Here is a 13315-nt window from a genome sequence, read left to right as displayed (position 1 = left end):
GTTCACTCCGCCGCGATCATGTGCGCGGGATCGAGAACGCCGGCATCGTCGATGCTCGCCTTGCTGGAGTACTCGTCGATGCGCCGTTCGATCTCCGGCCGGAAATGCCGGATCAGTCCCTGGATCGGCCAGGCCGCGGCGTCGCCGAGCGCGCAGATGGTGTGGCCTTCGACCTGGGTGGTGACTTCGAGCAGCATGCCGATCTCGCGCTTGTGGGCGCGGCCCTCGGCCATGCGCGACAGCACGCGCCACATCCAGCCGGTGCCCTCGCGGCACGGCGTGCACTGGCCGCAGCTCTCATGCTTGAAGAAGTAGCTGATGCGGGCAATGGCGCGGATGATGTCGGTGGACTTGTCCATCACGATCACGCCGGCGGTGCCGAAGCTCGACTTCACGGCGCGGGTGCCGTCGAAGTCCATGATCAGTTCCTGGCAGTCCGCCGCCGGGATCAGCGGACACGACGCCCCGCCGGGAATGATGGCGAGCAGGTTGTCCCAGCCGCCGCGGATGCCGCCACCGTGCTTCTCGATCAGCTCGCGGAACGGGATGCCCATGGCTTCCTCGACCACGCACGGCATGTTGACGTGGCCGGAAATGCCGAACAGCTTGGTGCCGACATTGTTGGCGCGGCCGATCGAGGCGAACCAGCCGGCGCCGCGGCGCAGGATGTCCGGCGCCACCGCGATCGACTCGACGTTGTTTACCGTGGTCGGGCAGCCATAGAGGCCCATGTTGGCCGGGAATGGCGGCTTGAGGCGCGGCTGGCCCTTCTTGCCTTCCAGACTCTCCAGCAGCGCGGTCTCTTCGCCACAGATGTAAGCGCCGGCACCGTGATGAACGTAGAGGTCGAACGGATAGCCGTGGACGTTGTCCTTGCCGATCAGCTTGGCGTCATAGGCCTGATCGACCGCCGCCTGCAGGTGCTCGCGCTCCCTGATGAACTCGCCGCGCACATAGATGTAACAGGCATGGGCGCCCATCGCCGCGCTGGCGATCAGGCAGCCTTCGATCAAGAGGTGCGGATCGTGGCGCAGGATCTCGCGGTCCTTGCAGGTGCCGGGCTCGGACTCGTCGGCATTGACGACGAGATAGTGCGGCCGCCCGTCGGACTGCTTGGGCATGAACGACCACTTCAGGCCGGTCGGAAAGCCTGCGCCGCCGCGGCCGCGCAGGCCGGACGCCTTCATCTCGTTGATGATCCAGTCACGGCCCTTGTCGAGGATGGCCTTGGTGCCGTCCCAGGCGCCACGGGCGCGTGCGCCTTCCAGGCCCCAGTCATGCAGGCCGTAGAGATTGCGGAAGATGCGGTCCTTGTCGTCCAGCATCACACTTTATCCTTCAACGAGGTCAGTCCGCTGATCGGGGCGGACGACGGACGGGTGCTCTGCGGACCGGGCTTCGGCGGGTTGCCGGCGGCGAAGCCGTCGAGCACCTTGTTGAAGCTCTCGACCGTCAGGTCTTCGTAGGTGTCCTTGCCGACCATCATCATCGGTGCGTTGACGCAGGCCCCGAGGCACTCGACCTCTTCCCAGCTGAAATCGCCATCGGCGGACAGGTGGAAGGGATCGTGATGGATGCGGTGCTGGCATTCCTTGATCAGGTCGCCGGCGCCGCGCAGCTGGCACGGCGTGGTGCCGCAGACCTGGACGTGGGCCTTCTTGCCCACCGGCTGCAGCTGGAACATGGTGTAGAAGGTCGCGACCTCGAGCACGCGGATGTAGGGCATGTCGAGCAGGTCGGCGACGGCGCGGATCGCCGGCTCCGACACCCAGCCGTCGTGCTGCTCCTGCACCTTCCACAGGATCGGGATCACCGCCGAGGCCTGGCGGCCTTCGGGATATTTCGCGATCTGCGCCTTCGCCCAGGCGAGATTTTCCGCGGTGAACTCGAAGCTCGCGGGCTGCAGCTCTTTCGGTGCCAGACGGCGGACGGACATGGGACTCAGTCTCTCAACGAGCGCCGTGCGGCGCGCAGGTTGCAGTCGAAGGCAGGAAACGTGGACGCGATCACCGGTCCACCTCGCCGAACACGATGTCGAGCGAGCCGAGGATCGCCGACACGTCCGCCAGCAGATGCCCCCTGCAGATGAAGTCCATCGCCTGCAGATGCGCAAACCCAGGCGCGCGAATCTTGCACTTGTAGGGCTTGTTGCTGCCGTCGGCGACGAGGTAGACGCCGAACTCGCCCTTCGGCGCCTCGACCGCGGCGTAGACCTCGCCGGCCGGCACGTGGAAGCCTTCGGTGTAGAGCTTGAAGTGATGGATCAGCGCTTCCATCGAGCGCTTCATGTCACCGCGGCGCGGTGGGAAGATCTTGTGATCCTCGACGGCGACGGGACCCTGCCCGTCCGGCGCGCGCAGCTTCTCGATGCACTGCTTCATGATGCGCACCGACTGGCGCATCTCCTCGACGCGGATGCAGTAGCGGTCGTAGCAGTCGCCGTTCTTGCCGATCGGGATATCGAAATCCATCTCGGCGTAACACTCGTAGGGCTGCGACTTGCGCAGGTCCCAGGCCGCGCCCGAGCCGCGCACCATGACGCCGGAGAAGCCCCACTCCCACGCCTGCTCCAGCGTCACCACGCCAATGTCGACGTTGCGCTGCTTGAAGATGCGGTTGTCGGTGAGCAGCGTCTCGAGGTCGTCGACGACCTTGATGAACGGATCGCACCAGTTCCAGATGTCGTCGATCAACGCCGGCGGCAGGTCCTGATGGACGCCGCCGATGCGGAAGAACGCGGCGTGCATGCGGCTGCCCGAGGCGCGCTCGTAGAACACCATCAGCTTCTCGCGCTCTTCAAAGCCCCACAACGGCGGGGTGAGCGCGCCGACGTCCATCGCCTGCGTCGTGACGTTGAGCAGATGCGACAAGATGCGGCCGATCTCGCTGTACAGCACGCGGATCAGCTGGCCGCGCCGCGGCACGGTGATGCCGAGCAGCTTTTCCGCCGCGAGGCAGAACGCATGCTCCTGATTCATCGGCGCGACGTAGTCGAGACGATCGAAATACGGAATCGCCTGCAGGTAGGTCTTCTGCTCGATCAGCTTCTCGGTGCCGCGATGCAAAAGGCCGATATGCGGATCGACGCGCTCGACCACCTCGCCATCGAGCTCGAGCACGAGGCGCAGCACGCCGTGGGCCGCCGGATGCTGCGGCCCGAAGTTGATCGTGAAATTGCGGAGCGATGCCTCAGCCATCAGTTGCCTGCCTTTCCGCCGGCGGCCTTCTCGTCGCCCGGCAGCGGATAGTCCGCGCCTTCCCACGGCGACATGAAATCGAACTTGCGGAATTCCTGGTTGAGCCGCACCGGCTCGTACACCACGCGCTTCTCCTGGTCGTCGTAACGCACCTCGACGAAGCCGGTCAGCGGGAAGTCCTTGCGCAGCGGGTGACCGTCGAAGCCGTAGTCGGTCAGCAGGCGGCGCATGTCGGGATGACCGGTGAAGATCACGCCATAGAGGTCGTAGGTCTCGCGCTCGAACCAGTCGGCGCCCGGAAACACGTCGATGATCGACGGCACCTGCGTCGTCTCGCCGGCATGGGCGCGCAGCCGCACCCGCTCGTTCCGCGACGGCGACAGCAGGTGGTAGACGACGTCGAAACGCAGCTCGCGTCCCGGATAGTCCACCGCCGTGACGTCGATGATGTTGACGAAGCGGAAACGCGGATCGTCGCGCAGCAGCCGCACGACCTCCACAATTTTGCCGGTCTCCACCGTTACGTTGACCTGGTCGAACGCGATGTCATACGCGAGCGCGGCGCCAGGCAGCGCTGCGACAATCGCCTGCCCCAAAGCATCGAGCTTGGAGGCATCAAGCTTGGAGGCATCAAGCTTGGAGGCATCGCGTTGGGAGGCGTCGAGCTTCGCGTCGTCCATTCCTGCAGGCCTTAAACCGTTTGAAACCTAGCGTTCGATCGTGCCGGTGCGCCGGATCTTCTTCTGCAGCAGCATGACGCCGTACAGCAGCGCTTCCGCGGTGGGCGGGCAGCCGGGCACATAGATGTCGACGGGCACGATGCGATCGCAGCCGCGCACCACCGAGTAGGAGTAGTGATAGTAACCGCCGCCGTTGGCGCACGATCCCATCGAGATGACGTAGCGTGGCTCCGGCATCTGGTCGTAGACCTTGCGCAGCGCCGGGGCCATCTTGTTGGTCAGCGTGCCTGCGACGATCATGACGTCGGACTGACGCGGCGACGCACGCGGCGCGAAACCGAAGCGCTCGGCATCGTAGCGCGGCATCGACATCTGCATCATCTCGACGGCGCAGCAAGCGAGCCCGAAGGTCATCCACATCAGCGAGCCGGTGCGCGCCCAGGTGATGAGGTCCTCGGTCGCGGTGACGAAGAAGCCCTTGTCGGCAAGCTCGTTGTTCACTTCCAGGAAGAAGTGGTCGTCCGCCCCCACCGGCTTCCCGGTGCGCGGATCAAGAATACCGGTGGCGGCCGGCGCAACTGCGGGCTGGATCAATCCCATTCCAGCGCCCCTTTCTTCCATTCATAGGCGAAACCGACGGTCAGCACGCCCAGGAACACCATCATCGACCAGAAGCCGGCGGCGCCGAGCTTGCCGAAGGCCACCGCCCACGGGAACAGGAACGCGACCTCGAGGTCGAAGATGATGAACAGGATGGCGACCAGGTAGAAGCGCACGTCGAACTTCATGCGCGCGTCGTCGAAGGCGTTGAAGCCGCACTCATAGGCGGACAGCTTTTCCGCGTCCGGCTGCTGATAGGCAACGATGAAGGGGGCGATCAGCAACGCCAGCCCGATCACCACCGCGACGCCGATGAATACAACAAGGGGTAGATAGCTCTGCAAGATGCCGCCCATCGGCAACCTCGATTTCAGCGGAAAACCGTTCCGCGGATTCGCGAAACTTTGGAATGGTTCTGGATTAGCGCAGTGCAACAGGGGTGGCAAGACAAGGTATTTTGAGGGTTTCCATCATGAAGTGCAGATGGGGACAAGCCTTTTCCCTCCCCGCCAAGCCCCTGTGTCACAATTATTTATTCTCGACCTGGCGCTCCGCCTCCAGCATTGCCGCGGCCTTTTCGGTCAGAACGTCGATCGCCGCCAGAAGGGGCTGCGCCAGCGCGGGGTCGATTCCCGCGAGCAGGTCGCGCTGGCGCTCCATCGCGCCCTCGACAATCCTGTCATGCGCTGAGAGCCCGGCTTTGGTCAGCGACACCAGCACCTCGCGGGTATCCCGGGGATTGATCTCCTTGGCGACCAGCTTGCGCGCCACGAGACCGGCCAGCGCCCGGCTGATCTCCCGAGCCGGGCGGTAAAACTTTTCCGCGATTTCTCAACATGATCGGGCAGACTTGAACTTGACTTGCGCGACCGGCCCCTTTAAGTCCCACATCCATCGCGGCGGGGCGCTGTTCCCCCGATGCGGGAGTAGCTCAGTTGGTTAGAGCGCCGGCCTGTCACGCCGGAGGTCGCGGGTTCGAGCCCCGTCTCTCGCGCCAGCGAAATCAAGCACTTAGCTGAAATTTCGATTTGTGCGGTTCAGTCTGGCCGAATTGGCCGGGTTATTCTCGTTCTGCCCCTCCCATTCCGATCTCCATTCAAGGGTCTTGAACCTGCGGCCGTCGCTCGTCGTCAGCGTGCGTTTGGCCCGGTTTTGACAGGCGTTCCTGAGCCGCGGGCGCAAAATCGGCCGTTTTACGGGCCGAGCGGCGTAGTCAGGCCGCTGTCGAATCATTTAAGCCGCGATTCAACTGCCTTTTTTTGACGTGCCACCAACCCAGGAGGGCCAGATATGGCGAAGAAAGCAGCGACCCCCGCCACTGTCACGCTCAAGCATCTCGCGGCCGCCCTCGCGGAGGACCACGAGCTCTCCAAGAAGCAGACCGAGGCGATTCTCTCCGACATGGTCAGCAAGATCACCAAGCACCTGAAGAAGGGCGAGCGCATCCGCATCGTCGGCCTCGGCATCCTCCAGGTCCGCAAGCGTGCCGCCCGCACCGGTCGCAACCCGGCCACCGGCGAGCAGATCCAGATCAAGGCCAGCAAGAAGGTCGCGTTCCGCGCCTCCAAGGAATTGAAGGAAGCGGTCTGAGAAAAGGCCACTTCTGCGCTAACATCGTTTCGGGGCCGGTCGCAGCGACGGTCCCGGAATGACCCTCAGCCGCTGCGGCGGTTGCCCTCTCGTGACTCCTCCCTTCATTCTTCCCTTTGCCTTCGCCCCGTCGATCACCGAGCGCTTCCTGCGCTACGTCGCCATCGACACGCAGTCCGATCCGGACTCCCCCACCTGTCCTTCCACCGACAAGCAGAAGAACCTCGGGCGCCTGCTCGCGCAGGAGCTGAGGGAGATGGGCCTGTCTGACACCCATCTCGACGATCACGGCTACGTCTACGCCACCATTCCGCCGACCTCGGCCAAGCAGGTGCCGGTGATCTRCTTCTGCTCGCACATGGACACCTCGCCCGACTGCACGGGCAAGGACGTCAAGCCGCAGATCGTGCGCAACTACCAGGGCGGCGACATCGTGCTGCCGGCCGACCCGTCGCAGGTGATCCGCGCCGCCGCCCATCCGGCGCTCGCCACCCAGATCGGCAACGATATCATCACCACCGACGGCACGACCCTGCTCGGCGCCGACAACAAGGCCGGCGTCGCCGAGATCATGGAGGCGGCGCGCTTCCTGATCGCCAACCCGCAGGTCCCGCACGGCGTCATCAAGATCCTGTTCACGCCGGACGAGGAGATCGGCCGCGGCGTCGACAAGGTGGACCTGAAGAAGCTCGGCGCCGAATTCGCCTACACCATCGACGGCGAAAGCGCCGGCCACCTCGAGGACGAAACGTTCTCGGCGGACTCCGCCACGGTGTTCATCCAGGGCCTCAGCGCCCATCCAGGCTTCGCCAAGGGCCAGATGGAGCACGCCATCAAGATCGCGGCACGCATCGTCGAGGGCCTGCCGAAGGACACCTGCTCGCCGGAGACCACCGAGGGGCGCGACGGCTTCCTGCATGTCACGCGCCTGTCCGGCGGCCTCGACAGCGCCGAACTCAGCCTGATCGTGCGCGACTTCTCCACGGCAGGGCTGCACGACAAGGAAGCGCTGCTGGAGCGCATCGTGAAGGACGTGATGCGCGACTTCCCGCGCTCGTCCTACCGGATCGAGATCAGGGAGCAGTACCGCAACATGAAGGAGGTGCTGGACCGTCATCCGCAGATCACCGCCCATGCCGTCGAGGCGATCCGCCGGGCCGGCCTGACGCCGGTGCGGACCAGCATCCGCGGCGGCACCGACGGCTCGCGGCTGTCGTTCATGGGGCTGCCCTGCCCCAACATCTTCGCCGGCGAACACGCGTTCCACTCGCGGCTGGAGTGGGTGAGCGTGCAGGACATGGAGAAGGCGGCGCAGACCATCGTGCACCTTGCGATGATCTGGGAAGAGAACGCCTGACGGCAGCGGGCGGGTTCCCCCGGGCATTGCGACGTCAACGCCGCCGGCGCGCGGGCGGCGCTTGCGTGCTTTCGCCGCAGGCTGGTGCAATCGTTCGGACTCAATGCCGCCATCGATCATGGCTTGATTGAGCGCACGCGACCTGTGACTCGCGTCAGTGATGGAGATTTCCGTGAAAGCATTCACCCTCGCCGCAACCTTGCTCGGGCTGACCGTGGTCGCGCTGCCCGCGCATGCCTTCCAGGCGCAAATCGGGAGCGCGGTCGCGGCTGTCCCGGCCGGTGCGATCGCGGTCGGCTGGTACGATCGCGACGGCGACTACCATTCCGACCGCGAATACTTCGGCCGCCGCTACTATCGTCACGACGAGCGCCGAGACTGGGATCGGCGTGGCGATTGGGGACGCCGTGGTGACTGGGACCGGCGCGGCGACTGGGATCGTCGCGGAGACTGGAATCGGCGCGGTGATTGGGGCCGCGGTCCAGGCCCTGGTGCGGGACGCGGTGGTCCCCGTCCCGATGCGGTCATCGTCACGCCGAGCCGCCCCGGCGTCTACTATCAAGGTGGCGTCCGCATCGAGCAGCGCTGAGACCGACCATCCCCGGCGGCCGCTGCCAAATCGGGCAGCGGCCATGATCCGAGGTTCTCAAGCTTTCCTGCACACGAAGAAGATCTGCGAGTTCGCCCACCACGGCAGCGGCAGCGGTGACAGGATCTGTTCCTCCACGACGAAGCGCTGCCGCAGCCGCTCGCGCAGCCAGCGGAAGTCGAACCCCTTGTGGGTCGGTCCGCGGTCGGCCGGGCGCGGCACCGTGCGCCCGAGAGTCCCGGCGACCAGTTCCGACGGCGAGTAATCCGAGCCACGCCGGAACAAGATGGCGCGGTTGAGCTCCTTCAGCAGCAAGGCGCCACCGACCATGATCGGGACTGAAACGATCAGCCGGCCGTCGCTATTCAGAGCCTCCCACGCCTCCCACAGGAACCGCGAGATCTCCACATCGCTGAGATGCTCGCAGACCTCGAAGGCGGAGATGACGTCCGGCCTGGCCGGCAGAGCGGCGAACTCCCGGACATAGTGCAGCCGCGCATCGCCGGCCGGCGGCATATAGGGCTCGATGGCGAACAGCCCCGCGTCCGGACGCCGGTCGCCGAGGGAACTCAGCAGCAGCCCCGTCCCGGCGCCGAAGTCGACCACGGTGCCGTGCAGTGGCAGATGCTGCTCCACCAGCGCGACCGATCGCACCAGGCGGCTGCGATGGGCAAAGCGCGCCAGCGGGTTCGGGGAATTGATGGTCTGCCGATCATAGGATACCGCCGCCATGGTTCCGACCTCGCGTCGATGCATCCCCTCCGACGCGGCACTATAGGCAGCGACACTGGGCCCGGTATCAGGGTTTACGCGTAAGCGGCAAACAGGGTTTACGGCGGCGATCCCCTACGTCTTGCGCGCGACGATGTAGGGGCGGTTGTCATCGCCCTTGGTCGCGTGGTTCTCGGTCACGACGACTTCGAAGCCCGCGGCACTGATATGCCGCCTCAGCTCCGCCGCGCCGAAAATACCGGCATGGGGCGCCTTGCCGACAGCGCGCATCATGGGCAGCACCAGGCGGATCAGCCGGTTCATGTCGCCGACGCACGGCGTCTTGGTGATGAACAGACCGTTCGGCGCAAGCAGCGCATGAATGCATCGCAACGTGTCGGGCAGATCGCGGACGAGGTGAAGATAGTTGAAGCCCAGCACAGCATCGAACGGCGCCGCGTCGCGCGCGAGCGCTTGCGCGGTCGCGACGCGAAACACCAGACCCGGTGTCGGATGCGCCAAAAGCTTGTCGTCGGCGATCGCGATCATCGCGGCGGAAATATCGGTCGCAAGGTACGCCTGCACATGAACAGCCAGCAGAAGCGCCGTCGTTCCGGTACCGCAGCCGAGCTCCAGGATGTTGTCGCCGCGTCGCAGCAAGGTGCAGGTGCGATCCAGCGTGCGCTGGTATCCGGCCTGATCGGCCACCGGGCCGCTCGCATACTTCCGTGAAGCCCGGTCCCAGAAGCGGGCATCGCTAGCAATGGTCATGACGAAAGCAGGTCCCCGGATCGGCATCGGCCGACCTGCCGTGCGCCGCAGAGCCTGGGCTGTCAATGCGACACGCGCGCCGGTTCGGATCGCCCGGGATCTTCAACCGCACGGCGCTCGCGCGCGCATCCTGCTCAAACGTGACGACCGGGCTTGCGGCGTGCAGCCTGCCTCATCGCTGCGTTCTCCAGATACACGACCCCGCCGGGCGCCGCGCTGTCGGCCAACTCAGCGGCAAACGCGCGCCCGATATCGTCCTGCTCGATCGTGCCGAACGGTCCCGGCAGCAGGCGCCCCAGCCGCGCCAAATAGCCCGGAGTGTGAACATTGCCTGCGATAACACCCGGCCGAAAGATCGCGAGACGCTGGAAGCCGATGTCCCGGACGGCTTCTTCCTTCAACCCCATGATGCGCGCAAAGCGAAACCAGCTCGTCGCGGAGCTTCCCGCCGCAGAGAGCAGCGCGAATCGCGAGATCCCGCCGGCGCGACAGCCGCGGGCAAAGCCGCCGACAACACCGATTTCGAGGGATTTCAGTGCTTCCTCGCTCCATGTCGCACTGCCCTTGCCGACACCGACGCAGCTTGCGCCATAGACGGGATCGCCTTGCGCGACCAGCGCTTGTGCAAGCCCGGCGACATCGTCCGGAAAACGCGATGCCGCTGTGTCGAGCTCCACCTGACGCACACGAGGCGCCAGTGTCGAAGCAACCGTCCTGCGCGTGACCATCACGACCTCGACGCAGGACGGTTCGGCAGCGAGCGCGCGCACCACGGCAGATCCGACCTGACCTGTGCCGCCGATCATCAAGACACGAAACGCCATCGCGATCTCCATGCTGGCCTGGAGATCGACTTCATCACGCGCCAGCGGCGAAGTCACTGTCGACGTGATCGATCTTCTGGCGCTCAAGTCGAGAGCACGCGATCCCGGCCGGATCGCCGCGCAGGTCGAGAATACAGACTTGTCCGGAAGTTTGATGGTGGGCGGTCACGGATTCGAACCGCGGACCCTCTCGGTGTAAACGAGATGCTCTAACCAGCTGAGCTAACCGCCCATGGGCGGTGTTTTGCCCTGCCCGGCCGGCAAACGCAAGCCGGAGCGTCCCGTTTGCACCGGGAGGGTCTGCTGAAACCGCCTGCCGCAACCGCCGCATCGAGCCCGAAAAAAAGAAACGGCGCCCGAAGGCGCCGTTTCGTTCATGACTTCGGATCACGCGATCAGTGTGCCGTCAGGCCCGGCGCCTCGTCCGAGTCCGCGGCCGGGGGGCGGGAGGTGTCCTCCTCCCACTCGATCGGCTGCGGCTGGCGGACCAGCGCGTTCTTGATCACCTCGTCCATGCGCGACACCGGGATGATCTCCAGGCCGCTCTTGATGGAGTCCGGGATCTCGGTGAGATCCTTGGCGTTCTCGTCCGGGATCAGCACCGTCTTGATGCCGCCCCGCGCCGCCGCCAGGAGCTTCTCCTTGAGGCCGCCGATCGGCAGCACCCGGCCCCGCAGCGTGATCTCGCCGGTCATGGCGATGTCATGGCGGATCGGGATGCCGGTCAGCACCGACACGATGGTGGTGGCCATCGCCACGCCGGCCGACGGGCCATCCTTCGGCGTCGCGCCTTCCGGCACGTGCACGTGGATGTCGCGGCGGTCGAACAGCGGCGGCTCGATGCCGAAGGTGATCGCGCGCGAGCGGACATAAGAGGCCGCCGCCGAGATCGATTCCTTCATCACGTCGCGCAGGTTGCCGGTGACCGTCATGCGGCCCTTGCCGGGCATCATGACGCTTTCGATGGTGAGCAGCTCGCCGCCCACATCGGTCCATGCAAGACCGGTGACCACACCGACCTGGTCGTCGCTCTCGATCTCGCCGAAGCGGAACTTCGGCACACCGAGGAATTCCTCGATGTTCTTCTCGGTGACGACCACCGACTTCTTGCTCGTGAGCGTCAGCTCCTTCACCGCCTTGCGGGCCAGCGTCGACAGCTCGCGCTCGAGATTACGCACGCCCGCCTCGCGGGTGTAGCGCCGGATCAGCAGCAGCAGCGCCGCGTCGTCGATCGAGAACTCCTTGGAGTCCAGACCGTGCTTGGCGACCGCGCTCGGGATCAGATGCTTGCGCGCGATCTCGACCTTCTCGGTCTCGGTGTAACCCGCGATGCGGATGATCTCCATGCGGTCCATCAGCGGCCCGGGAATATTCAGCGTATTCGCGGTCGTGATGAACATCACGTTGGAGAGATCGTAGTCGACCTCGAGATAGTGGTCGTTGAAGGTCGAGTTCTGCTCGGGGTCGAGCACCTCGAGCAGCGCCGACGACGGATCGCCGCGGAAGTCGGCGCCCATCTTGTCGATCTCGTCGAGCAGGAACAGCGGGTTCGAGCTCTTGGCCTTGCGCATCGACTGGATGATCTTGCCGGGCATCGAACCGATATAGGTCCGGCGATGACCGCGGATCTCCGCCTCGTCACGCACGCCGCCGAGCGACACGCGCACGAACTCGCGGCCGGTCGCCTTGGCGATCGACTTGCCGAGCGAGGTCTTGCCGACGCCCGGAGGGCCGACGAGGCACAGGATCGGACCGGTCAGCTTGTTGGCGCGCGACTGCACCGCGAGATACTCGACGATGCGGTCCTTGACCTTCTCCAGGCCATAGTGATCGGCATCGAGCACTTCCTGCGCGGCATTGAGGTCCTTCTTGACCTTGGACTTCTTGCCCCACGGGATCGACAGCAGCCAGTCGAGATAGTTGCGCACGACCGTCGCTTCCGCGGACATCGGCGACATCTGGCGCAGCTTCTTGAGCTCGTGCTGGGCCTTGTCGCGCGCTTCCTTGGAGAGCTTGGTCTTCTTGATCTTGTCTTCCAGGTCGGCCAGCTCGTCGCGACCTTCGTCGTCGCCGAGCTCCTTCTGGATCGCCTTCATCTGCTCGTTGAGATAGTACTCGCGCTGGGTCTTCTCCATCTGGCGCTTGACGCGCGAACGGATCTTCTTCTCGACCTGCAGCACCGAGATCTCGCTCTCCATCAGCCCGAGCACCTTCTCCAGGCGCTGGGACACGGACAGCGTCTCGAGGATGTTCTGGCGGTCGGAGATCTTGACCGCGAGATGCGAGGCGACGGTGTCGGCGAGCTTGGCGAAGTCGGTGATCTGCTGCACCACCCCCACCACCTCGGCGGAGATCTTCTTGTTGAGCTTCACGTAGCTCTCGAAGTCGGACACCACCGAGCGTGCCAGCGCCACCGCCTCGACGCTCTTGGCGTCGGTGTCGGCCAGCGCTTCCGCAGTCGCCTCATAATATTCGGAGCGATCGGTGTACTTGGAGACGCGCGCACGCTCGAGGCCCTCGACCAGCACCTTCACGGTGCCGTCGGGCAACTTCAAGAGCTGCAGCACGCTCGCCAGCGTTCCGATCTCGTAGATCGAGTCCGGGCTCGGATCATCGTCCGACGCGTTCTTCTGCGTCGCCAGCATGATCAGGGCATCGTTCTTCATCACCTCTTCGAGCGCGCGGATCGACTTCTCGCGGCCGACGAACAGCGGCACGATCATGTGGGGGAAAACCACGATGTCACGAAGCGGCAGCACCGGATAGGAATGCGCTTCGCCGTAAGCAATTGTTGGCCGAGACTTTGAGGCAGTCATGCCCGTCATCCTTATGTTTCGCCCCCCTGCACGCAGCCCGCCAAGCCGGCGCAGCCACCACAGGGTGCCAGTGTTCCGGACAGAACAAGGGCTCTCTTGAGCCATCGATCGCGGCGCGATCCCCTGCCTGTCCGGGGTCGTCGATACGGCGAATCTGAACCCGTTTTCACGCCGCAACTG

The 13315-nt window shown here is 65.0% G+C and carries 14 protein-coding genes and 2 tRNA genes; 4 read left to right on the top strand and 12 right to left on the bottom strand.

The window, feature by feature from the left end; genetic code table 11:
- Positions 1–2: 2 nt before the first annotated feature.
- From nuoF to AB4Z37_RS23545, 7 genes are all read right to left on the bottom strand, one after another.
- The gene (nuoF, locus tag AB4Z37_RS23575; protein WP_441519179.1) at positions 3–1325 is read right to left on the bottom strand and encodes an NADH-quinone oxidoreductase subunit NuoF; all 1323 of its coding nucleotides are present in this window, start codon (positions 1323–1325) and stop codon (positions 3–5) included.
- Positions 1325–1936, bottom strand: coding sequence for an NADH-quinone oxidoreductase subunit NuoE (gene nuoE, locus AB4Z37_RS23570; RefSeq protein ID WP_211970564.1), 612 nt, complete (start codon positions 1934–1936; stop codon positions 1325–1327). Before nuoE ends, nuoF begins: the two co-directional genes overlap by 1 nt.
- Positions 1937–2006: 70 nt before the next feature.
- Positions 2007–3197, bottom strand: coding sequence for an NADH-quinone oxidoreductase subunit D (locus AB4Z37_RS23565; RefSeq protein ID WP_441519178.1), 1191 nt, complete (start codon positions 3195–3197; stop codon positions 2007–2009).
- On the bottom strand, positions 3197–3877 hold the full coding sequence (locus AB4Z37_RS23560) for an NADH-quinone oxidoreductase subunit C (RefSeq protein ID WP_441519177.1): 681 nt from the start codon (positions 3875–3877) through the stop codon (positions 3197–3199). The genes AB4Z37_RS23565 and AB4Z37_RS23560 overlap by 1 nt, the downstream gene beginning before the upstream one ends.
- A gap of 27 nt (positions 3878–3904) precedes the next feature.
- On the bottom strand, positions 3905–4498 hold the full coding sequence (locus AB4Z37_RS23555; RefSeq protein WP_441519176.1) for a NuoB/complex I 20 kDa subunit family protein: 594 nt from the start codon (positions 4496–4498) through the stop codon (positions 3905–3907).
- Complete coding sequence (locus AB4Z37_RS23550) at positions 4468–4833, bottom strand: NADH-quinone oxidoreductase subunit A (RefSeq protein ID WP_441519175.1); 366 nt, start codon at positions 4831–4833, stop codon at positions 4468–4470. The genes AB4Z37_RS23555 and AB4Z37_RS23550 overlap by 31 nt, the downstream gene beginning before the upstream one ends.
- 172 nt (positions 4834–5005) lie before the next feature.
- Positions 5006–5248 carry a hypothetical protein gene (locus AB4Z37_RS23545; protein WP_441519174.1) on the bottom strand — a complete coding sequence of 81 codons (243 nt, stop codon included), beginning with the start codon at positions 5246–5248 and terminating at the stop codon, positions 5006–5008.
- Between the two features lie 149 nt (positions 5249–5397).
- Between AB4Z37_RS23545 and AB4Z37_RS23540 the strand changes: the two genes are divergently transcribed.
- The 4 genes from AB4Z37_RS23540 to AB4Z37_RS23525 all read left to right on the top strand — a co-directional run bounded on the left by AB4Z37_RS23540 (position 5398) and on the right by AB4Z37_RS23525 (position 8013).
- A tRNA-Asp gene (locus AB4Z37_RS23540) sits at positions 5398–5474 on the top strand.
- Between the two features lie 293 nt (positions 5475–5767).
- Positions 5768–6067 (top strand): HU family DNA-binding protein, encoded by a 300-nt coding sequence (locus AB4Z37_RS23535; RefSeq protein ID WP_441519173.1) that lies wholly within the window; start codon positions 5768–5770, stop codon positions 6065–6067.
- A gap of 91 nt (positions 6068–6158) precedes the next feature.
- Positions 6159–7424 (top strand): peptidase T, encoded by a 1266-nt coding sequence (gene pepT, locus AB4Z37_RS23530; RefSeq protein ID WP_441519172.1) that lies wholly within the window; start codon positions 6159–6161, stop codon positions 7422–7424.
- Between the two features lie 172 nt (positions 7425–7596).
- The gene (locus AB4Z37_RS23525) at positions 7597–8013 is read left to right on the top strand and encodes a hypothetical protein (protein WP_441519171.1); all 417 of its coding nucleotides are present in this window, start codon (positions 7597–7599) and stop codon (positions 8011–8013) included.
- A 57-nt stretch (positions 8014–8070) separates the two neighbouring features.
- On the opposite strand, the gene AB4Z37_RS23520 is transcribed toward AB4Z37_RS23525, so the two are convergent.
- From AB4Z37_RS23520 to lon, 5 genes are all read right to left on the bottom strand, one after another.
- A complete protein-coding gene (locus AB4Z37_RS23520) occupies positions 8071–8745 on the bottom strand; it encodes a class I SAM-dependent methyltransferase (protein ID WP_441519170.1) in 675 nt (224 codons plus the stop codon).
- Positions 8746–8859: 114 nt separating this feature from the next.
- Positions 8860–9495, bottom strand: coding sequence for a class I SAM-dependent methyltransferase (locus AB4Z37_RS23515; RefSeq protein ID WP_441519286.1), 636 nt, complete (start codon positions 9493–9495; stop codon positions 8860–8862).
- Positions 9496–9629: 134 nt separating this feature from the next.
- Positions 9630–10376, bottom strand: a complete 747-nt coding sequence (locus AB4Z37_RS23510; RefSeq protein WP_441519169.1) for an NAD-dependent epimerase/dehydratase family protein — start codon at positions 10374–10376, stop codon at positions 9630–9632.
- A 98-nt stretch (positions 10377–10474) separates the two neighbouring features.
- Positions 10475–10551, bottom strand: a tRNA-Val gene (locus tag AB4Z37_RS23505).
- A 163-nt stretch (positions 10552–10714) separates the two neighbouring features.
- A complete protein-coding gene (gene lon / locus AB4Z37_RS23500; RefSeq protein ID WP_441519168.1) occupies positions 10715–13135 on the bottom strand; it encodes an endopeptidase La in 2421 nt (806 codons plus the stop codon).
- Positions 13136–13315 lie beyond the last annotated feature (180 nt).

The sequence above is a fragment of the Bradyrhizobium sp. 2TAF24 genome (assembly GCF_052115025.1).
Classification (GTDB): Bacteria; Pseudomonadota; Alphaproteobacteria; order Rhizobiales; family Xanthobacteraceae; genus Bradyrhizobium_A.
The sequence above is the reverse complement of the archived record's forward strand: the minus strand, read 5'-3'. Positions and strand labels throughout refer to the sequence as shown.

What these genes read in the sequence shown, in the direction of transcription:
- AB4Z37_RS23515 (WP_441519286.1), bottom strand. Translation starts at nt 9,495, where the DNA reads ATGACCATTGCTAGCGATGCCCGCTTCTGGGACCGGGCTTCACGGAAG.
- AB4Z37_RS23535 (WP_441519173.1), top strand. Translation starts at nt 5,768, where the DNA reads ATGGCGAAGAAAGCAGCGACCCCCGCCACTGTCACGCTCAAGCATCTC.
- AB4Z37_RS23520 (WP_441519170.1), bottom strand. Translation starts at nt 8,745, where the DNA reads ATGGCGGCGGTATCCTATGATCGGCAGACCATCAATTCCCCGAACCCG.
- lon (WP_441519168.1), bottom strand. Translation starts at nt 13,135, where the DNA reads ATGACTGCCTCAAAGTCTCGGCCAACAATTGCTTACGGCGAAGCGCAT.
- nuoF (WP_441519179.1), bottom strand. Translation starts at nt 1,325, where the DNA reads ATGCTGGACGACAAGGACCGCATCTTCCGCAATCTCTACGGCCTGCAT.
- AB4Z37_RS23550 (WP_441519175.1), bottom strand. Translation starts at nt 4,833, where the DNA reads ATGGGCGGCATCTTGCAGAGCTATCTACCCCTTGTTGTATTCATCGGC.
- AB4Z37_RS23555 (WP_441519176.1), bottom strand. Translation starts at nt 4,498, where the DNA reads ATGGAAGAAAGGGGCGCTGGAATGGGATTGATCCAGCCCGCAGTTGCG.
- nuoE (WP_211970564.1), bottom strand. Translation starts at nt 1,936, where the DNA reads ATGTCCGTCCGCCGTCTGGCACCGAAAGAGCTGCAGCCCGCGAGCTTC.
- AB4Z37_RS23560 (WP_441519177.1), bottom strand. Translation starts at nt 3,877, where the DNA reads ATGGACGACGCGAAGCTCGACGCCTCCCAACGCGATGCCTCCAAGCTT.
- AB4Z37_RS23565 (WP_441519178.1), bottom strand. Translation starts at nt 3,197, where the DNA reads ATGGCTGAGGCATCGCTCCGCAATTTCACGATCAACTTCGGGCCGCAG.